At 57.7% G+C, this 19,445-nt stretch carries 17 protein-coding genes and 1 tRNA gene; 7 read left to right on the plus strand and 11 right to left on the minus strand.

Annotated features, from left to right (window positions below; translation table 11 throughout):
• Window positions 1–487: 487 nt before the first annotated feature.
• The 3 genes from L1249_RS13005 to L1249_RS13015 are packed head-to-tail and all read right to left on the minus strand — an operon-like array spanning window position 488 to window position 2,342.
• Window positions 488–1,252, minus strand: coding sequence for an ABC transporter ATPase (locus L1249_RS13005; RefSeq protein WP_228168284.1), 765 nt, complete (start codon window positions 1,250–1,252; stop codon window positions 488–490).
• Window positions 1,239–2,090 carry a helicase RepA family protein gene (locus L1249_RS13010; protein ID WP_228168285.1) on the minus strand — a complete coding sequence of 284 codons (852 nt, stop codon included), beginning with the start codon at window positions 2,088–2,090 and terminating at the stop codon, window positions 1,239–1,241. The genes L1249_RS13005 and L1249_RS13010 overlap by 14 nt, the downstream gene beginning before the upstream one ends.
• 3 nt (window positions 2,091–2,093) lie before the next feature.
• Window positions 2,094–2,342: a DNA-binding protein gene (locus tag L1249_RS13015; RefSeq protein WP_146802649.1), complete on the minus strand. Its 249-nt coding sequence runs from the start codon at window positions 2,340–2,342 to the stop codon at window positions 2,094–2,096.
• A 54-nt stretch (window positions 2,343–2,396) separates the two neighbouring features.
• Here L1249_RS13015 and L1249_RS13020 point away from each other — a divergent pair, with 54 nt between their 5' ends.
• Window positions 2,397–3,299: a sigma factor-like helix-turn-helix DNA-binding protein gene (locus L1249_RS13020; protein ID WP_228168286.1), complete on the plus strand. Its 903-nt coding sequence runs from the start codon at window positions 2,397–2,399 to the stop codon at window positions 3,297–3,299.
• Window positions 3,300–3,404: 105 nt separating this feature from the next.
• Here L1249_RS13020 and L1249_RS13025 read toward each other — a convergent pair whose 3' ends face one another.
• Entirely contained in the window at window positions 3,405–4,469 is a 1,065-nt protein-coding gene (locus L1249_RS13025) for a site-specific integrase (RefSeq protein WP_228168287.1), read from the minus strand.
• A gap of 97 nt (window positions 4,470–4,566) precedes the next feature.
• Window positions 4,567–4,643 (minus strand) — tRNA-Ile (locus tag L1249_RS13030).
• A 140-nt stretch (window positions 4,644–4,783) separates the two neighbouring features.
• Here L1249_RS13030 and L1249_RS13035 point away from each other — a divergent pair.
• Window positions 4,784–5,359 (plus strand): hypothetical protein, encoded by a 576-nt coding sequence (locus L1249_RS13035; protein ID WP_137094793.1) that lies wholly within the window; start codon window positions 4,784–4,786, stop codon window positions 5,357–5,359.
• Between the two features lie 25 nt (window positions 5,360–5,384).
• Here L1249_RS13035 and L1249_RS13040 read toward each other — a convergent pair whose 3' ends face one another.
• From L1249_RS13040 to L1249_RS13060, 5 genes are all read right to left on the minus strand, one after another.
• Window positions 5,385–7,160, minus strand: coding sequence for an ABC transporter ATP-binding protein (locus L1249_RS13040; protein WP_172416755.1), 1,776 nt, complete (start codon window positions 7,158–7,160; stop codon window positions 5,385–5,387).
• 107 nt (window positions 7,161–7,267) lie between these two features.
• Window positions 7,268–8,068, minus strand: a complete 801-nt coding sequence (locus L1249_RS13045; RefSeq protein ID WP_172416431.1) for an ABC transporter ATP-binding protein — start codon at window positions 8,066–8,068, stop codon at window positions 7,268–7,270.
• The gene (locus L1249_RS13050) at window positions 8,065–9,195 is read right to left on the minus strand and encodes a FecCD family ABC transporter permease (RefSeq protein ID WP_172416432.1); all 1,131 of its coding nucleotides are present in this window, start codon (window positions 9,193–9,195) and stop codon (window positions 8,065–8,067) included. The genes L1249_RS13045 and L1249_RS13050 overlap by 4 nt, the downstream gene beginning before the upstream one ends.
• 26 nt (window positions 9,196–9,221) lie before the next feature.
• Window positions 9,222–10,190: a FecCD family ABC transporter permease gene (locus L1249_RS13055; RefSeq protein ID WP_172416433.1), complete on the minus strand. Its 969-nt coding sequence runs from the start codon at window positions 10,188–10,190 to the stop codon at window positions 9,222–9,224.
• 56 nt (window positions 10,191–10,246) lie between these two features.
• A complete protein-coding gene (locus tag L1249_RS13060) occupies window positions 10,247–11,182 on the minus strand; it encodes an ABC transporter substrate-binding protein (protein WP_172416434.1) in 936 nt (311 codons plus the stop codon).
• Window positions 11,183–11,472: 290 nt separating this feature from the next.
• Between L1249_RS13060 and L1249_RS13065 the strand changes: the two genes are divergently transcribed.
• Window positions 11,473–13,605 (plus strand): TonB-dependent receptor domain-containing protein, encoded by a 2,133-nt coding sequence (locus L1249_RS13065; RefSeq protein ID WP_172416435.1) that lies wholly within the window; start codon window positions 11,473–11,475, stop codon window positions 13,603–13,605.
• A 200-nt stretch (window positions 13,606–13,805) separates the two neighbouring features.
• The gene (locus L1249_RS13070; RefSeq protein ID WP_197931356.1) at window positions 13,806–14,153 is read left to right on the plus strand and encodes a hypothetical protein; all 348 of its coding nucleotides are present in this window, start codon (window positions 13,806–13,808) and stop codon (window positions 14,151–14,153) included.
• Here L1249_RS13070 and L1249_RS13075 read toward each other — a convergent pair.
• Window positions 14,150–16,108 carry a ligand-gated channel protein gene (locus tag L1249_RS13075; RefSeq protein ID WP_172416436.1) on the minus strand — a complete coding sequence of 653 codons (1,959 nt, stop codon included), beginning with the start codon at window positions 16,106–16,108 and terminating at the stop codon, window positions 14,150–14,152. The two genes, L1249_RS13070 and L1249_RS13075, sit on opposite strands and share 4 nt — an antisense overlap.
• Before the next feature lie 190 nt (window positions 16,109–16,298).
• Between L1249_RS13075 and L1249_RS13080 the strand changes: the two genes are divergently transcribed.
• From L1249_RS13080 to L1249_RS13090, 3 genes are all read left to right on the plus strand, one after another.
• Window positions 16,299–17,222 (plus strand): LysR family transcriptional regulator, encoded by a 924-nt coding sequence (locus L1249_RS13080; RefSeq protein WP_172416437.1) that lies wholly within the window; start codon window positions 16,299–16,301, stop codon window positions 17,220–17,222.
• Between the two features lie 68 nt (window positions 17,223–17,290).
• Window positions 17,291–18,166: an AEC family transporter gene (locus L1249_RS13085; RefSeq protein WP_089675981.1), complete on the plus strand. Its 876-nt coding sequence runs from the start codon at window positions 17,291–17,293 to the stop codon at window positions 18,164–18,166.
• A 104-nt stretch (window positions 18,167–18,270) separates the two neighbouring features.
• Window positions 18,271–19,431 carry a PQQ-dependent sugar dehydrogenase gene (locus tag L1249_RS13090; protein WP_228168369.1) on the plus strand — a complete coding sequence of 387 codons (1,161 nt, stop codon included), beginning with the start codon at window positions 18,271–18,273 and terminating at the stop codon, window positions 19,429–19,431.
• Window positions 19,432–19,445: the final 14 nt, after the last annotated feature.

Below are 19,445 nucleotides of genomic sequence, written 5' to 3' on the forward strand. Positions count from 1 at the left end.
ACGCATAATCGGACCCCCCTACGCATAACCGGACCCCCTACGCATAATCGGCCCCCCGCCTGTACGGGGGCTCTCTCTGACGGGCGCTGCCCGGCGTTAAACGCCAAAATGGGAACATTCTCGCCTTGGCGTCGGAATCAGGCCGGCTCCAACCCGCCAATAATAAGAATAATAATATTCTTATTATTCTTATGGCTGCCAGCGCACTTACCCGTGTCACACTCCTAGGCTGTTGGATAAAACAAGCATCGGGATTATGCACAGGCCAAGGTGCGTCCTTCTTTTTTGGCGTTCAACCATCGGCCGTAGGCCGAACGATAAAGCCTTCAGGATTTATCGCCAAAGGTGTAATCACCCGCATCCAGCGGGTGGTTACACCGCCTGGATATCCTGGATATCCTGAATATCCTGCTGAAAACCCGAAAATTCGGGCCGCTGTGGCACGCTATCGGGCCGGTGTGACACGCTATCGGGCCGATGTGGCACGCTATCGGGCCGCTGTGACACGCCTTACCCTACTCGTGGCATCTATCTCGATGCCGATTTCGGTCAACCCGCCAGCATCCTCTTTTACTCTCCGCCGATAGTTGCGCACCTTCATGCTGCTCACAGCAATACCGCATACTGCCCGAATCAGCGTGTCCAGATACCAGCCGCCCACTGGGTTATTCTTGTGGGTGAGTACATGCCGAGCAACCGCCTGGCTTATTCCATATTGCAACCTGGCAATCGGTGCTGGCGGGTAGTACAGGGACAGGTCTCTCTCCATTAGCATGACCAGGGCGATGCCCAGCCGGACACGCCACAAATGCCGCTCACCGCCCGTGAGGGGGTCGCGGCGGGTCATGGATGACGGAATAACGTGATCGATCAGACCGCCGATGATGCTGTCACCACTCTGCTCCAGTTCTGGCGTCACGACTTCTACCGTGGCAGATCGCAAATCTCTGAGCAGCTTCTTGATGCGATCGTAGCTGTACTGGCGGTCTGATAGTGTCCGGCGCAGCTTCGCCGGATCAACCAGCAGCTCAACGCCACCATCTGAGATTTCACGCCGCCGTTCGGCAACATAGAGCAAGGACTCCACGATATCGGCGTGCCGTTGCCCAAGCCTGCCGGTGACTCGGCATCGACCAAAATCGGTTTCCATCCACTGTCCCGCTCGTTCCTGGGGACGCTGGCTAGGCTGATAGATCATTACTCTAGCCTGCAATGCCGTGCTGGTCGGGGCAACGCGGTTACCAGTCATCATCGCCGCCCCTTGCTACGGCCTTGAGCTTCGTAGGCGCGGGACGTTTTTGTCGCTCAAGTACAGCAGGTTTGAGAATGCCGCCTTCATGCCGCCTGAACCAACGCTCCTGGAAAGGCGCGCCATAGTTCGCCTTGCTGACGCCATAGCGAACGAAGTACCCACGCTGACCTCCATTAACGCCCCATTCATTGGCCTCGACCTGGGTCATACCGGACAGGTAAGATTGCCACCGGATGTTATCGACCAGCACCGATGAACCACGGCTCGCCTGCTGCTGGTCACCGGTGCCCATCATTGCTGCGCCCTTATTGGAATGATGCAAAAACACTATGGAACAGCCAGTATCGGCGGCTATGGCCTCCATGCGGCCAATGACCTGGGCCATGGGACCGCTGGCGTTCTCATCCTCGATATGGAAACGGCGCAGAGTATCCAAGACCATCAGACGACGTCCCTCAGCCACCCGCTGGAGGCCATCGAACCAGTCAAAAGCCATGATGTTGGGGCATTTCCCGATCAGTGGCTCGATCAGCAGGTGATCAGCCACAGCCTGCCTCTGCGCGGGTGTAAGCTGCGCACCAAGGGCATGTAACCGGTGATGGATAGCCGCGGGTGGATCTTCGGCGGGCAAATAGATTACCGGCCCCGTGGGCAACTCACCCACTTCCAGTAGATCAGGGCCGCCGGCAATCTGTGCACTCAGCTGAAGGATTAGCATGGATTTACCGGCTCCACCAGGCGAGACAAGCGCACCTACGGTTCCTGCAACCATGTTAGGAAGGACGTAATCAACCGGCGGTGGCGGTTCAGTGAAGGCCTCAATGAGGTCAATAGCCATTTGTCACCCCCGATCACCGCAGAGCCGATCACTATTCAACAGCTCGGCTATCTGTGAAGCCCGGAAATAGACACGGCGGCCTATCTTCAGCTTTGCTTTATTGATTTCCTCCGTATAAGGCTGCCGTGATTGTAGAGCGATCCTTAGCCCATCGGGGCTTCGGTGCAGAAGGTCGGCCAGCTGAGGCATCGTCAAAAGCGGGCCATACTTGTTCAGAAGCGACTCTTCCAGGCTAAGCTTCGTATCTTTCATATTACGCACCCCTTCTTTCGGTAGACATCCTCAGCCTAATGTGGGATCGTGCGCATGACAGATCTATTTTATGACAAAAAGGTTGATAGTCGTATGACTACCTTCAGATCGCCGATTCACCAGTCTCTAGAGGTTGAGGGCTGCTCTCCAAAGATGGCCAACGCCATAGAGTCATTCTACGCTTCAGTCACCCCCTCATATACGCTGCGCTCAAGGCGCTACAGCTTAGTATCTTTAGTTGCCAAGCACCTCGATGACGCAGCAGAATCCTCAATGAGTCGTTTATCATCTCGCTTGAGTCCAAATTTTTCTTTTTCACAACACTTGAAGTACACCGGCTGTGATAACCTAATTAAAATCCTGAAATTTTTATCCCATCAAAACCGAATGACGCCGGAACTAATAACCGATATTGACAATCTCAGAAAAGTCTTAATATTTATAAAAAATCGGAACGCATCATATTCCACAGCAAAAAAAACACATCTACTAGAAAACCCGTTTTGTCAGCTTTGTTGGCGTTACACCATTGCTTATGAACGCTACTTAAACAGTGGGGAAACCGAGGCAAGTAACGCTAAATATTGCAAAGAGCATAGCCCAAGCCTCAACCCTTCAATATATCGCAACGATCACCGGTACCGAGAAGCCTTTGAAGAATGGATTGTTACGCTTGGCGGAGAAAAGGAGTTTAGTTTAACTTCTGATTTAGAAAAACAGAAGGCCATACGAAAGAAAGCTTTTTCGTTTTCACACGCCAAGCTTAATGAGAGAAGAAAAAAGATACTAAAGCTTTATGCAGCCGGGCTTTCACAAAGAAAAATAGCAGAACAGCTTGGTATTACTCCTCAGGCTGTATCCAAGTCACTATTCAAGCTTCGAGGCTATTTTAGCACTTGGGCACAAGTTGCTTTAGATCAAGACCTTGCAAACATGAGCAACAAAAAAAACCAATAACTTTTTAAAACCCAACAATTCTGGGCATACTATTTCGAGCGCCCATGACTCATGGCACAGTAGTAATAGTAATAATATTACTATTACTACTGTGCTAGGCCAACATTATGAAAAATGCTGGAGTTTATCCAGTTTGGTAACCAAATCTTCGGCCCGAAGGTGGGTATAGCGCCTCAGCATTTGCATGGACTTATGCCCACTGATCGCAGCAACTTCTTGGTCGGATAAGCCTGCTTCTACCAACCGGCTGACAGCCTCATGGCGTAGATCATGAAAACGAAAGTCATCAAGCCCCGCTTTTTTCTTGGCTTGGTTCCAAACCTTTGTATAAACATATGGGCCCCGCTTGCCTTCTTTGCCGGGTTCGCCGAAAAAAACCAGGTTGCAGTCGAGTGGGCGCACTGGGTTATTCAGGGCCTGCTTGAACACCTCTGTCGCGGCTTGAGTTAGCGGTACAAGACGGGCTTCGTTGTTTTTGGTGTCTGTGAGGCGCACCAGGCGGCGCTTAACGTCTACCTGGCTGCGAGTGAGGGTCAAGATCTCAGACGAGCGCATACCCGTCTCCAGAGCGATTCTGGCGATCCACGCAAGCATAGGGTTGCTGTGCTGACGTAACACGGCGAACAGCCGCCTCTCTTCCTCGGAATCAAGACGCCTACTCCGGCCCTCGCCTGGGCTAGGTTTGCGGATATTCTGAACTGGGTTATAGGTCAGGCCCAGCCCCCACTCTTGGATGGCCACAGTAAAGAGGTGACCAAGTAAAGCCAGCTCTAGGCGCACTGTATTGGGGCTGATTAGCTCCCCTCGGCGTCCCAAACTGTTTAAACGCTTGTCACGGTAGTTGGCGACCAGTTCTGGCGTAAGGGCTGCTAAAGAGTATTTACCCAAATGCTCGATCAGCGTATTGGCCTTGAGGCGCTCGCTTTTTTGGCTGCTGGGTTTCTTGGTAGGAGTGATATCGGCCAGGTAGCGCTTTAGCGCTGCTTCAAGCGTCATTCGCTCTGAGGCACTACGCTGGATATAAACGCCGCGCACCATTTCATCTTCAGTGCGTCGTGCCCAATCTTGGGCGTCGCGTTTGGTACGGAAGGTCTTTGCGGTGGTTGGCCAACCCGACTTGCGTATGACGGCTTTCCAGGTTGCAGAGGGAGTCTTGACGATGGTGGCCACAAAAAATCTCCGGGGTCTGAAAGATCGGCACTGTACCGAAACTGTACCCTTGGAGCAGGGGACTCACCAGAGAAAACTGCTAAGCTACTGATTTTAATGGTGGGCCCAGTAGGACTTGAACCTACGACCAAGGGATTATGAGTCCCCTGCTCTAACCAACTGAGCTATAGGCCCGAAAAGCGTGCATATAATAGCGAATGCGGGGGGGCGAGGCTACCCCTTGGTGCGCTATCTTAACGGCGTGATCGGCATTTTTTTCGGCACTAATGACCGGCGCTGGGGTCTGGTGGTGAATGCTTCTATGGAGAATCACTTTGAAAGCTTTGATGGCTCTTTTCCCGCTGCTGTTAGCGCTGCCGGTGCAGGCGGATTGGCAGCTTGATCCTGGCCAATCCCAGGTGCGGGCGTCGATTACCCAACTGGATGGTGAGGCCCCGCAAACCCATCACCATCAGGTGAATAATTTGCAGGGCGATATTGCTGCCGATGGCACGCTGCGCCTGCCGCTGCGCTTGAGCCAAACCGATCTGCTCAATCGCTTTGGGGAACTGCCGCCGTGGGTGGGCTTGCTGGCGAACACCACGCTGGTGACGCTGGTGGCGCAAATGCCGCCGGAGCGGTTAGACGGCTTGGATATTGGCGAGTCGATGGTGGAAACCCTCACCTTTCGGGTGCAAACTGACCTGATTAACCAGGAAGAGGCGGTGCCGCTGCGCTTTACCCGCGAAGGGTTAAACGAGGTGCGCGTGACCCACGCCGAACCCATGGCGCTGGATGGCAACGCGCTGATGGCCAACAGCACGGTACGCACCGTACTGTCGATGTTGGGCTACCAGCAGATTGATGAGCATGTGCCCGTCACGCTAAATGCGCTGCTGGTGAACCGTTAACGTTAGCTTAGCCATTTATGAGTATTTAGTGGCTAAGCGCTTCAACATCGCCTGCTTGGGCGGCACCGGTTTGTACCCGCCATTGGGCGGCATAATGGCCGTCAGCGTCTAGCAGGCTGGCGTGGGTGCCGCGCTCGGCCACTTGGCCTTTTTCGATCACCACAATCTCATCGGCGTGCACAATGGTGGAAAGCCGGTGGGCAATCATAATCACCGTGCGGCCGTGGGCGATGCGTTTTAGCGAGCGCTGAATAGCCGCTTCGGTTTCGTTATCCACCGCGCTGGTGGCTTCATCCAGCACCAGAATCGGCGGGTCTTTTAACAGCGCCCGCGCCAGTGACAGCCGCTGGCGTTGGCCGCCAGAAAGTCGCACGCCCCGCTCCCCCACCGGCGTATCCAGCCCTTGGGGCAGCGTTTCGATAAAGCTCCAGGCTTCGGCGGTTTTGGCGGCGTCGATAATCGCGGCATCGTCGGCCTCCGGCTGGCCGTAGGCGATGTTGTCGCGAATGCTGCCTTCAAACAGATACACATCCTGGCTGACTAAGCCAATCGCTTGGCGAAGTGAGTGCATACTTACGTCGGTGATCGGCTGGCCATCTACCAACACACGGCCACTGGCAGGGTCGTAAAAACGCAGCAGCAGTTTGATCAGCGTTGATTTACCGGAGCCGGTGGCCCCCACTAGCGCCAGCGTATTGCCAGCGGGAACGTGTAGATCAACGCCGTTCACGCCTACTTGGCTAGCCTCATATTGGAAACTCACCGCTTCGAAACGCACGTCGCCTTTTACCGGGGCAGCCAAGGGCGTGGTGCTGTCGTCCTTTACGGTAATCGGCACTTCGAGCAAATCCAGAATCCGTTTGGTGCTGGCCATGGCGCGCTCGAACAGGTCAATCACCTGGGCAAGGCCGGTGAGCGGCCACAGCAGGCGCTGGGTCAGAAACACCAGCACGCCGTAAGCGCCCACGTTGAGGCTGCCGTTCAGCGCCATCATGCCACCAACAGTAAAGGTGGCGAGAAAGCCCGCCAAAATCGCCATGCGGATAACCGGAATAAACGCAGAACTGACTTTAATCGCGCGGCGGTTGGCTTCTACATAGGCTTCGCTAGCATCCCGCAGCCGCTCGGCTTCCCGCGCTTCGCTGGTGAAGCTTTTAATCGTGGCGATGCCGCTGAGGTTGTTGGAGAGACGGCTGGCAAGATCGCCCACTTTTTCGCGCACGTCGCTATACAGCGGCCCCGCTTTGCGCTGGAAGAAGAACGCGCCCCAAACGATCAACGGAATGGGCGTGAATGCCAGCAGCGCGATGAGCGGAGAAAGCACGAAGAACACCGCGCCCACGGCTACCACCGTGACCACCACTTGAATCAGCGCGTTGGCACCGCCATCCAGAAAGCGCTCCAGCTGGTTGACGTCATCGTTCATGGTGGCCACCAGCTGGCCGGAGCTTTTCGATTCGAAAAACGCCATATCAAGCCGCTGGGCGTGCTCATAGGTATCTTGGCGCATATCCGCTTGCAGCCGCTGGGCCAGATTGCGCCAGAGAATCTGAAACAGGTACTCGAACAGCGACTCCCCCGCCCAAATAAAGAAAGTGAGCACCGCCAAAATGGTGATCTGCTCCTGGGGAGATTCAAACCCCAACCGCGCCACAAAGCTGCTTTCCTGGTTCACCACCACATCGATCGCCACGCCAATCAGAATTTCCGGGGCGATATCGAACAGCTTGTTGATGATCGAGCACATCGTGGCGGTGATAATCTGCCGCCGATAGCCTTTGGCGTAGCGCAGCAGGCGCATTAAGGCGTGAAAGCTTTGATTGACGGACGCTTTGTCAGCGCGGGTCGGGGAAGAAGCCACATCAATTCCTTTTACGTTGTTATCTAGGGTGGTTACCCGTCGACACGTTATGCGGGTTGGCTCGCCCGCCGCACGTTGGCAAGCAAAGGGCTGCCGGTATCGGGGTCGAGCAGCAGCGTGCACTCTACCTGATACAGCTCCCGCACCAGCGCAGGCGTCACCACCTCAGCGGGCGCGCCCTGGGCAACAATCTGCCCGTCGCGCATGGCAATCAGGTGGTCGGCGTAGCGGCAGGCGCTGGCGAGGTCGTGCAGCACCATCACCACGGTGCGACCTTGGCAGGCCAGGTCGCGCACCAGCTCGAATACTTCGATTTGGTGGCCTAAGTCTAACGCGGAGGTGGGCTCGTCGAGTAGTAAAAGCGGCGTTTGCTGTGCGATGGTCATAGCGATCCAGGCGCGCTGGCGCTGGCCGCCGGAAAGCGCCTCCAGCGGCCGGTCGGCCAGCGCTTCCAACCCGGCAGCGGCCAGCGCATGGTGCACCACCTGCTGATCTTCCGCCGACCACTGGCGCAGCCAGCCTTGGTGGGGCTGGCGGCCAAAACGAATCAACTCGGTGACGGTTAACCCTTCCGGCGCAACCGCCTCTTGGGGCAGTAGCGCTAGCTTAGTAGCCAATTTGCGGGCGGGCATCTGGGCGATGTCGTGGCCGTTGAGCAGCACGGCACCGCAGTCGGGTTTATGCAGGCGGGCAAGCCCAGAGAGCAGCGTGGATTTACCACAGCCGTTGGGGCCAACAATGGCGGTTACCTGCCCGCTGGGCAAGCTAACGCCGAGTTCGTGAATCACTTGGCGCTGGCCGTAGCTCATGCTGAGCGCATCGGTGGAAAGCGTGGGTAATGAAGTCATGGGCGGCTCCGTTGCGGGCGCATTAGTATCCAGAGTAGCCAGGGGCCACCCACTACGGCGGTAACAATCCCCACGGGGATCTCAATGGGAGCAAACAGCGTGCGGCCCGCTAAATCGGCCAGCACCATCACCAGCGCCCCCGCCAGCGTGGCGGCTAAAATGGGCACATGGCGGGCACTGGAGAGCGAACGGGCGATTTCAGGGCCAATCAGCGCCACCAAGCCCACCGGCCCCGCCACGGCAACCGCTAGCGCAGTGAGCACCACTGACAGTAACAGCACCTGCAGCCGCCGCGCTTTCACAGCGGTGCCCAAGCCACTGGCGATGGCATCCTTAAAGCGCAGCAGCGTGAGCGAGCGGGCCAGCGCCAGCGCGGCCACCAGCCCAAGCGCCAAGCCAATACCCAATAGCTTTACCGCGCTTGCCGGGCGGGCATTGAGGGAACCGACGGTCCAGGGGTAGGCGGCGTTGGCGGTATCGATCGCTACCCGCGCCAGCATCAGCTGCGTGACCGCACCAAATACCGCGCCCACGCCGATGCCCGCCACGATAAAGCGGTAGCCCTGGGTGCCGCTGCCTGCGGCCAAGCCAAAAGTGAGCACGGCGGCGGTGGTCGCCCCCGCCAGCGCCATGGCGGGCGGGGCAATCCCTACTCCTAACCCAACAATCGAGGCCACCGCAAAGGCGGTGGCACCGTTATCGATGCCGATGATGCCAGGGGTCGCCAAGCGGTTACGGGCCAGGGTTTGCATTAATACCCCGGCCAGCGCAAACGCAGCTCCAGTGAAACAGGCGGCGATCAGGCGCGGCAGGCGCAGCTGCTGCACCATAAACGCGGTCATGCTATCGCCCTGCCCCACCAAGGAAGCCACCACCGCATTGGGGGAAAGCGTCACGCTGCCCAGGCTTAAATAGAGCACGCAGGCGGCCAGCAGCGCGGCGCTAAGCCCTATATTTACTGCCACGGCACGTTTTTCCAGCAGCACGCTCACCCCATAACGAGGCAGCGCGGCGCGCCAGTAGCCCTGCGGAGCCGCGACCGCTTGGGCACTCACCTCTTCTTGATAAGCGGTGGATGTGCGGGGCAGTACCACACCGCTCATCGACTGTTTTGCCGTCATTTTCATAGCATCAGATAACCAAAGAGAGTGCGTTAGAGCATCGGCAGGCGCTTGGCCCGCACCACCGCAATCAGCACCGGCGCACCGCATAGCGCGGTGAGTACGCCCAAGGGCAGCTCGGAGGGAGCAACGACGACACGGGAGATAATATCGGCGGTAAGCACGATCAGTGGGCCAATGGGCAGACAGAACCAGAGCGTGCGGCGAATATCCGGCCCGGCGATGGCCCGCGCCACAAAAGGCACCACCAGCCCCACAAACGCAATCGGCCCGGCAATAGCGGTGGCCGCGCCGACTAATAGCGCCACGCAGCCCACCGCCAGCCAGCGAATCAGCCCAGGGTGGTGCCCTAAACCGCTGGCGGCCCGCTCCCCTAGCGCCAGCGCGGCCAGCGGCCGGGCAATCAATACAACGCCCGCTCCTGCTATCAACAGGCTTGGCAGCACGGCCCATAAATCGTCCAGTCGCCTTCCTGCCAAGCTGCCCACCACCCAAAAACGGATCTCGTCGGCGGCGCGCTGGTCGTAAAGCAGCATCAGGGCGCTGAGCGAACCAAGTAGCCCCGAAAACGCGGCACCGGCCAGCACCAAGCGCACCGGGTCATTCCCCACACCGCGCAGCCGCGCCACGCCGAGCACGCACACGCAGCCGATCAGCGCGCCTAGCTGGGCCACGGGAATGCGTAAAGTGGCCGCGCTGGCCCCTAATACCAGCGCCAGGGAAACAGCAAACGCAGCGCCAGCGCTCACGCCCAACAAGCCCGGCTCGGCCAGCGGGTTGCGTGAAACCGCTTGCAGCAGCGCACCCGCCACGCCTAGCGCCACGCCAACGACAATGCCAATGAGCGTGCGGGGGACGCGCAGCTCCCAGACGATAAAACGCGCTTCCGCGTGATCACTACCGCTTAGCAGCCCTAACACTTGCCGGGGGCCAACGCTGCCTGCGCCTATCAATAAACTAACGACGCTCACCGCCACAAGGGCGGTGAGTAGAATCAGCATCCAGTGTCGGGATGAACAGCGCCACCTGGCGCTACTCCCTGCCTTGGTAAGTAGCATCACGGCAACAAGGCATTCTCGATGTCATCCAGAATCGCCTGGGCCGCCAGCGGGCCGTTGGCGCTGCTCCAGAGCTGGCCGTTTACCGGCACCACTCGTTCGTTCTGTACCACGTTCAAGCGGTTGAAGGCGGGGCTCTGTTTGGCGCTATCTAACGCGGCTTGGCCGTCATCATTTAGCGTGGCCAAAAACAGCCAGTCGCCGTCTACTTGAGAGAGGTTTTCTAGGCTTAATACGTCGCTGTGAACGCCCCGTTCACCGATCAGCTCGCCGCCTTGAACGTCCAGGCCGACGCGCTCCAACAGGCCAGTGGCAATCAGTTTTTCCGACATCACCATGGGGCCGCCGGGCATCCAACGCACCAGGTAGGCGTTGTCGCCTACGTCGGCGTCAGCCACCGCCTCTGCCATCGTGTCGACCCGCTGATCGACGGCGCTGATCGCTTCGTCAATGGCCTCTTCCTGGTTCAAGGCCTGGCCGAACAGGCGCGCTTCGGCTTCCCAGTTGTCGGCCGCCAGTGGTTGCGTGTGGGGCACCACGGTAGGGGCAATTTGCGATAGCAGTTGGTACTGCTCCTCCGGAAGCTGTGCTGCGGCTAGAATCAGGTCCGGCTGCTGGGCCAGCACTGCTTCAATATTGATTTCCCGCACGACGCCCACAATCTCAGGGTGTTCTAGCTCGTTCGCGCTGAGGTAGTCGGTTACGTATTCCGCCACGTTGTCGCCGCCACGGGTGGTTACCGCCCCTACTGGGGTCACGCCCGCCGCCAGCGCGGCATCCAGCGCGCCTTCATGCAACGTGACGACACGCTCCGGGTTATCAGCAACCTCCACGTCGCCGTAAGCCGTCTCCAGCGTGTGCGCTTGGGCGGTGCCCACCAGCAAGCCGCCCATCACCATCCCTAGTAAACCGCGCTGCAGTAACGTGTGTCGCATGTGAGCCTCTCCTGATTAACCGTTAATTCAATAGTAACGATTCTCAAAAACACTTGCACTCCTATTACATCGAATGCGGTGTTGCAGTTACTGCAACGTTAGGCTGCCCATATTAGTTAGCGGTCTAGCAAACTTTTATAGGCAAGCGCTCCCTACCCGTCACTGTTCCATTAATAGCAACACTATGTTCGATCAAACCATCTCGCAAGTGGGAACTTTTCTTCTTAGAATCCGCAACTCATTTGATAATCAGTTTCATTAGCAAACAAGACTCATATCAGGGGATCGCCATGCCACGCTTTACTCGCACCGCCCTCGCCAGTGCCATCGCGCTTAGCGTTACTGCCTCGGTGGCTAATGCGCAAGAATCAGCGCAACTGGATAACATTGTTGTCTCTGCCAGTGGGTTTGAGCAGGCAATGGTGGATGCTCCGGCGAGTATCTCGGTTATTTCCAGAGAAGAGCTTCAGCGCGAACGCATTACCAGCGTGGCTGATGCACTGCGTAATGTAGAAGGGGTAGATGTCGGCGGTTCGGTGGGCAAAACCGGCGGCAGCAATATCAGCATTCGCGGTATGCCCAGCGACTACACGCTAATCCTGATTGATGGCCGCCGCCAAAATGCGGCTGGAAGCGTCACGCCTAACGGTTTTGGCGAAACCTCGACTAGCTTCTTCCCGCCGGTTTCCAGCATTGAGCGTATTGAGGTGATTCGCGGGCCGATGTCCACCCTATACGGTTCAGATGCCATGGGCGGCGTGATCAACATTATTACCCGCCGAGTAGACCGCGAATGGGTTGGCTCGGTCGGCATCGAGAGTACCTTTAATGAAGATCGTGACTTTGGCGACCGCCGTGAAATTAACCTCTACACCAGCGGCCCGCTGGTAGAGGACACGCTGGGCGTTCAACTGCGCGGGCGTTTGTATGAGCGTGACGCATCAGAGCTTGTCTACACCGACGCTAACGGCAACCCGGTTGAGGTGAGCCAGCGTGGCCCTAGCCCGGTAGAGGGCGATGTGTACAACCTGGGCGGCAAACTAACCTGGACGCCTAACGACAGCCACGACCTTTGGCTGGACGGGGAAGTGAACCGCCAGCGCTACAACAACGACGAGTGCCAACTCGGCACGTTGGACGGCCGTACCCGCAGCTGTGCGCCCAACCCTGGCGTGGCAAACGGCTATGCCGACGAGCTGCGTTTTGAGCGGGAACAGGTGGCTATCGGCCATACTGGACGCTTTGCCACAGGCACGCTGGAATCGAGCCTAATGCGTAACACCACGGAAACCACTGGCCGTACGATTCCCGGTGAAGAGGGTGTTGCCTATGAGGGCTTCCCCAGCATTATTGGCGGTGCCCCGCGTAAGCTGGAAACCACCAATACGGTACTGGATAGCAAGTTTATTATGCCGCTGGGTAACCACATGACCACCGTTGGCCTACAGTGGTGGGATGCTGAGTTGGATGATGGCTTGGCCAATGAGACTTTCGAGCAAACCACCTGGTCGCTCTTTGCGGAAGACGAGTGGATGCTGCGTGATGATCTCGCGCTGACGCTGGGCGGCCGCTACGACCATCACGATGCGTTTGGCAGCCAGTTCAGCCCCCGTAGCTATTTAGTCTGGAACACCACGCCGAACTGGACGCTAAAAGGCGGTGTGAGCCGTGGCTACAAGACCCCGACCCTGAATGACCTTCACTCGGGTATTAACGGGGTGACCGGCCAAGGCACGATCCTGACGATCGGCAACCCGGACCTTGAGCCGGAAACCAGCACCAGCAGCGAAATCGGCGCGCACTACGATAGCCAAACAGGCTTTACCGCCAGCGCGACGCTGTTCTACAACCAGTTCGACGATAAAATTGCCAGCGGCAACGATATCCTGATTGAAAACGACCCGCTTATCCCGGATGGCGTGTATAGCCAGGACGTGAATATCGATGAAGCGGTGACTCAGGGGGTCGAGCTCTCCACCAGCTATCAATTCACCCCCGATTGGCGCTTATCCGCTAATTACACCTACACCGATAGCGAGCAGAAAAGCGGCAATAATCGTGGCGAACCGCTGACCGATACGCCCGAACACGCACTGAACGCCACGCTGCGTTGGCAGGCGACACCGAAGCTAGATACTTGGCTCTCTGCCGAGTACCGCAGCGAGCGTTATCGCAACCGTGAACGTGTTAGGGGCGCGCCCTCCTTCGCTGACCTGGGGGATTTCAAAGCCTACTCGCTGTTTCACCTAGGCGGCAGTTACGCGTTTACCGACCAATTTAACGTCAGCGCCACCCTCTACAACCTATTTGACAAAGACTTTGTCGACTACCGCGCCTACGGCGATGGCACCAGCTTCGGCAACGTTTACGCCAACAGCGAAGAGGGTCGCCGCTTGTGGCTCTCTGCTCGCTATGAGTTCTAAACAGACGCCCATGTAGTTTCTGCTTACTGTTTCCATGCTCACTTACTGCCCTGGCTAAGCGCCGGGGCTTTTTTATGACGTGCTGTTTGTGACGTGCTTTGCGTGAAGCGCCACTACAGTAGCTTTCCTCTATGGCGATCATTCATGGTTTTAATCTATGTCAACGCATGCGCTTGGGTAGTATGGGCAAGGAACGTGACTTGCTCGCCTACACCTTGACCGCCCTTCACCTAAGTGAGGATACGACCTGTTATGACGGTGCCTTTACTTGCCCGCCCGCCTCCCTTAGCTCGCTTAGTGCTGCTACTGGCTTTTCACTCGTTGCTGGCGATGCCCTGGCCCAATCGGCCCCATGGGTGGAACTGGCCAGCGTCAACCGGGAGCCGATTTATCAAGAGATTAACCTGGTCGGCACGGCGAACTCCCTGGAGGATGCGCTGCTCTCCTCGCCGGTGGCGGGGCTGGTCGCGGGCACAAAAAACGCGGCCACCCATCGGTGGCCGCGTCTATCGCCTAATAACAGTATGTTTAGAAAGCAACGTTTTTAGAAAGCAACGTTCAGGCCAAGCCACACCCGGCGGCCGTCATCCACATAGCCGTATTCGTCGTAGGTGATGCGCTCATCAAACAGGTTGTAGATTCCGGCGTTCACCGTGGTGCTATCGTTGAGCTGATAGCCAATACCCGCATCCACAAAGGTGTAAGACGGTGCGACAATCGAGCTTTGCGACGGCCCGGTGGTGGGCTGGCTCTCCTCGCCCCGGTAGCTCACTTTGGTCCACTGACTAAGCCGTGCGTTCACATCCCAATCTAGCGTGGCCGACACTTGGTGGCGGGGCAGCTGGGTCAGCGGCTCGCCGGCGTACTCACCGCTTTTCTGTTCGGAATCGGTGAAGGTGTAGCTGGCGGTAAGCGCCAGCGTATCGCTCAACGGTGCGCTCAGACTGGCCTCGACCCCTTGCGTCACTGCATCGTCGATATTGACCCGGTACGTGGGGTCACTGCCGAACTGGTTCGGGCCTGCATTGCAAATATTGATCGGGCAGGCGATACGGGTGATTTTGTCCTCGAAATCGTTATGGAACAGCGTCAGGCTGCCGTTCAGGCCTGCGTCGCTGCCGTACAGCAGGGCAATCTCTTTATTGAGCGAGGTTTCCGGCTCAAGGTCAGGGTTGCCATAAACATTACCGCCACGGCTGATCTGCCCCCAGTCCGGGGTAATTTCCCGCAGGTTGGGGGAACGGTAGCCGGTGGATACGCCGCCTTTCAGCGTCCATTCCGGCGTCATCTTCCATACGCTGTAAAGGCGCGGGCTCAGATGGCTGCCGTAGTTGTCGTCATCGTCCAAGCGCAACCCGCCTGTCAGTGCCCAGGCGTCTGTCAGCATCCACTCATCTTCCATAAACAGCGCCCACTGGCTGTTTTCAACCGCCGTACGGTCGGAGATTTGGTTGGTGGTGCCATCCTCCAGCGACTCCTCTTCCCAGCTCGCGCCGACGGTGAGCATGTGCATACCCAAGGGAATCACTGCGCTGGTTTTCGCGGTGGTGTTGGTAATCTCGATATCCCGCGATTGGTTTTCGCTGCGCTCACGCTGTACGAAGGTTTCGCTGGTGCCCCACTCGAAGCGGCCGCTATGGGTCAGCGCTACATGGCTATTGGTGTATTCACCAATACTATCGGTGCAGCCGCCACGGCACCCTTCCGCAGGCGCCGAGCGCCCAACCAGCGAGCGGCGGTCCTGCTCGGTGATCCCCGCTTCTGCAGTAAAGTCGTGGTTATCGCTGGCGGCCAGGCTTAGCCGTGCGGTCAGGCTTTGCAAGCTCTTCTCTTCGTAGCCGTTTTCAATATCGTCTTCGTCGCGTTCTGAGGTGCGGCCATACAGCTGCAGGCCTAAACGATCCGCCACCAGCGGCCCGCTTAGGTAGAAGTTGGCTTGGCGGCTGTCGCCGGAGGCGCTGTCTTCCTGCAGCACGGTATCGAGCTGGATATTGCCGTGCCAGGTATCCGCTACCTTGCGGGTAATCACGTTGATCACCCCGCCGATGGCATCGGAGCCGTATAGCGTTGACATCGGCCCGCGCACCACCTCGATACGCTCGATGGCTTGCAGCGGCGGCAGCCAATCCTGTTCGAAGCCTGCGCTGCCGTTGGGGCGTGATTCGCGGGAGTTTTGTGGGCGGCCATCCACCAGAATCAGCGTGTATTGGGAAGGCATACCGCGAATGGAGATGTCATTGCCGTTATCGCCTGCCCCGCCTCCAGTCACTACCACGCCGGGGACATCCCGCAGCGCATCGGTGACGTTTTGATAGTGACCACGCTCCAGCTCTTCGCGGGAGATGACGCTGATTGAGGCGGGCGCACTGCTAATTTGCTGCTCAAAGCCAGAAGCGGTGACCACGATATCGTTGAGCTGAGGCGTTTCTTGAGCCGCAACTGCCCCGCAGGCGAGAGATGAGATAGCGCTGGCCAGCAGCGTACGGCGCAAACGTAAAGACATAGCGGGTTCCTTTGAATTGAAAGAGCACTTATAGTTAAATACGAATTATTAGCATTTGTATTTTTGCATACTCTTTGCACAAAGAGGCGGGACGGTGCGTTCAACCAACCGGAACACAAATGGCAATTATTTTCATTCAAACAATTAAGTGGCACAATGGCGTGACCTCGTTCCCCCAGTGGCCCCGACTATGTACGATTTTGATGAACTCGCCGCTTTTGCCGATGTGATGACCACCGGCAGCCTGACGCGCAGCGCACAGAAGCTCGGGCTTGCTAAATCCACGTTAAGCCGGCGCATTAGTCAGCTAGAAGCCCGGCTGAACCAGCCGCTGCTGCGTCGCCAGGCGAACCGTTTGATTCCCACCGAAGCGGGCCTGCTGTTTCATCAGTACTGCACCGAGCTGCTGGCCATGGCCGCCCACAGCCAAGAGGCGCTGGCAGAACTTCGCGAGGAGATCAGCGGTAAAGTGACGCTGGAGGTACACGGTGCGCTGGCCCGAGGCTGGATGGCGGGCGTCGTGGATGCGTTTCTGACCCGCTACCCCAAGGTCGAGCTGACCTTGCACACCCGGGAAACGCCGCCTAGTAAAATGCACAGCAATAGCGTGCATATCTGGCTAGGCGCTACCCATGAGTGTGGGCTGAATCAAGAGCGCTTGGGCCACCTCACCCGCGGCCTCTACGCCAACCCACACTATCTGGCCCACGCGGGAACACCGCAACACCCCCAAGAGCTGGATGCGCATGCCTGGATCGACTTGTTGGATACTGCCTCTAGCGGCCTGCTGCTGCATCACCCCGAACACGCCGACTACCTGTTCAACGCGCCCCGCTCGCGGCTCCGGGTAGATCTCACGGCGTTGCACATCGATGCCATTGCCTATGGCCAAGGGATCGGCCTGCTGCCCCACTGGGTGGTCGAGAAACGCGAACGCCACCACCCTGGGGATCTGGTCAACTGCCTGCCCGGCTGGGAGCCCGCCCCCTTACCCGTGACGCTGCTGTATGCCTATGGGCATCACTCCCGCCGGGTCAATGCGCTGCTAGACTTTCTGCGTGACCAGGTGCCTAACGAGTGGCAAACCCACGCAAACGCCGTTTACGCCCATTAGCAATTCGCCTTGCCAGTTAGCCGCCTAATTACCCACAATAGGCGACCGATGATCGTCAAGGAACGTTAATGCTCGCTGAACTCTTCGCCGTCATGGCACCAGTGCTGGCCGGTGCCGGGCTGGGTTTTTTATGGGTTCGCCTTGGGCAACCCTACCCCGTCGATTTTATTACGCGTTTGGTATTCAACATTGGTACCCCTGCGCTGGTACTGGCGTCGCTCTCTGGTGCCAACATTGATGCCGGCACCTTTGGGCAGATGATGTTAGCCACCGCGCTGGTCATTATCAGCATGGGGGCAGCCAGCTTTGCCGTGGCCAAACTGCTGCGTCGAGATTGGCGGGTACTGATCGCGCCGATGATGTATCCCAACACGGGTAATATGGGGCTGCCTGTCGTGCTTTACGCTTTCGGCAGCGCAGGTTTTGCTTACGGTATTACGGTGATGGTGACGGTATCGCTGTTTCAGTTCACCTTAGGAGCCGTGCTCAGCAGTAGCGGAAACCCGATTAAAACGCTGATTAAAACCCCCACGGTTTATGCCATCTTAATTTCCATGACCCTGCTGTTGACCGACACGCCGCTCCCGCTATGGATGGCCAACACCGTTGATTTAATGTCTGGGTTCACAGTACCGCTGATGCTCATCACCCTCGGTGTATCGCTCGCTAGTATTCAGGTGGAAAACTTACGCTCAGGGGTTGGCTTTAGCTTGATCCGTATCCCTCTGGCCGCCGCTGCCGCTTGGTTTATTTCTGGTTGGCTTGGCTTACCGCCGCTGGCGCAGAGCATTTTGGTGGTGCAAATGTGCATGCCCGTGGCGGTATTCAACTATCTGTTTGCCCAGCGCGCCCGGCGCGACCCCGCTTATGTGGCCAGTTTAGTCTTCTGCTCAACGCTCATGGCGCTGATCTATTTACCGATACTGTTGGCACTGTTGATGTAGCGCCGGGGAACCCCCGGCCGCTTACGGCAGTCACTGCTAGACTTAGACTCTGATCCAGCGCTAACAGAGGACACTCGATGCCAACTCGATACGCTACGCCGTTGATGACCCCACACCGCTCGCTACGTTTACAGGCTAAACGCTGGGTGGCTCCTTCCCTGGTGGGGCTGATGCTTGCCAGCACTGCCCAGGCAGAGGTGGTTCATGATGCCCTGGAAACCGACCACTTCGCTATTACCATTGAGCGCGTGGCCAATGGCTTTGCGAACCCCTGGGCAGTGGCGTTTCTTCCCGATGGTCGCTACTTGGTGAGCGAGCGCAGCGGTGAGTTAAATCTCGTTGACTCTGACGGGCAAACGCAAGTGCTTGAAGGCATGCCCCGCGTCAGCCAAAACGGCCAGGGAGGCCTGCTCGATGTGGCCCTGCACCCTGAGTTTGGCGATGGCGAGCACGATTGGATCTACTTTACTTGGAGCAAGCCTGAGGGCGATAACAGCCGTTCAGCGCTCTCCCGCGTTAAGTGGAAAGGGGATTCGTTAGGCGACGTTGAGCACCTTTTCGAGCAGGATCGCGCCTCCTCTCCCGGCCGACACTACGGCTCCCGTTTGGCATGGCTCAAAGATGGCACGCTGCTGATGAGCATCGGAGACCGCGGCGTAGACCCTTCTCGCGCTCAGGCCAGCGATGACCACGCAGGCTCTACCCTTCGGCTCACCGAGACCGGAGAGGCCCCTGGCGATAATCCCTTTGTGGATGACGACGATACACTGGATGAAATTTACACCATGGGCAATCGCAATATTCAGGGCATGACCGTTCTCAGCAATGGTGAACCTTGGGCCACCGAGCACGGCCCGCGAACGGGTGATGAGCTGAATCAGATTGTGCCTGGCAATAACTACGGCTGGCCGGAGGTGAGTTTAGGCAATGACTATAGTACCAACGAGCCGATAGGCGTTGAATCTAAGCCTGGCATGGTTGACCCGGTGTATCGCTTTGATGGGCGCTTTGCCCCCTCAGGTCTTGCCGAGGTGACTAGCGATGCCTTTGAGCCCTGGCAAGGAAGCCTGCTGGCGGGTGGTCTGGGCAGCCAAAAGCTGCTGCGCCTTACCCTTGAAGAGGGCCAAGTGGCCGGTGAAGAGCTGATTTTAGAAGGTGAGATCGGCCGTATTCGCGATGTGCGCCAAGGGCCAGATGAAGCGATGTATTTGCTAACCGACGGCGGCCAAGGCAGCCTTTATCGCTTGACGCCCACACAGCGCTAACCTTGTTCGACTCC

Origin of the sequence: Halomonas sp. Cn5-12, assembly GCF_021532545.1 — a bacterium.
Taxonomy (GTDB): Bacteria; Pseudomonadota; Gammaproteobacteria; order Pseudomonadales; family Halomonadaceae; genus Vreelandella; species Vreelandella aquamarina.

Coding starts and splice junctions, on each gene's coding strand:
- L1249_RS13080 (WP_172416437.1), top strand. CDS start 16,299: ATGTACGATTTTGATGAACTCGCCGCTTTTGCCGATGTGATGACCACC.
- L1249_RS13020 (WP_228168286.1), top strand. CDS start 2,397: ATGACAGATCTATTTTATGACAAAAAGGTTGATAGTCGTATGACTACC.
- L1249_RS13090 (WP_228168369.1), top strand. CDS start 18,271: ATGACCCCACACCGCTCGCTACGTTTACAGGCTAAACGCTGGGTGGCT.
- L1249_RS13015 (WP_146802649.1), bottom strand. CDS start 2,342: ATGAAAGATACGAAGCTTAGCCTGGAAGAGTCGCTTCTGAACAAGTAT.
- L1249_RS13045 (WP_172416431.1), bottom strand. CDS start 8,068: ATGACTTCATTACCCACGCTTTCCACCGATGCGCTCAGCATGAGCTAC.
- L1249_RS13065 (WP_172416435.1), top strand. CDS start 11,473: ATGCCACGCTTTACTCGCACCGCCCTCGCCAGTGCCATCGCGCTTAGC.
- L1249_RS13050 (WP_172416432.1), bottom strand. CDS start 9,195: ATGAAAATGACGGCAAAACAGTCGATGAGCGGTGTGGTACTGCCCCGC.
- L1249_RS13055 (WP_172416433.1), bottom strand. CDS start 10,190: ATGCTGATTCTACTCACCGCCCTTGTGGCGGTGAGCGTCGTTAGTTTA.
- L1249_RS13040 (WP_172416755.1), bottom strand. CDS start 7,160: ATGCGCCTGCTGCGCTACGCCAAAGGCTATCGGCGGCAGATTATCACC.
- L1249_RS13075 (WP_172416436.1), bottom strand. CDS start 16,108: ATGTCTTTACGTTTGCGCCGTACGCTGCTGGCCAGCGCTATCTCATCT.
- L1249_RS13005 (WP_228168284.1), bottom strand. CDS start 1,252: ATGATGACTGGTAACCGCGTTGCCCCGACCAGCACGGCATTGCAGGCT.
- L1249_RS13085 (WP_089675981.1), top strand. CDS start 17,291: ATGCTCGCTGAACTCTTCGCCGTCATGGCACCAGTGCTGGCCGGTGCC.
- L1249_RS13010 (WP_228168285.1), bottom strand. CDS start 2,090: ATGGCTATTGACCTCATTGAGGCCTTCACTGAACCGCCACCGCCGGTT.
- L1249_RS13060 (WP_172416434.1), bottom strand. CDS start 11,182: ATGCGACACACGTTACTGCAGCGCGGTTTACTAGGGATGGTGATGGGC.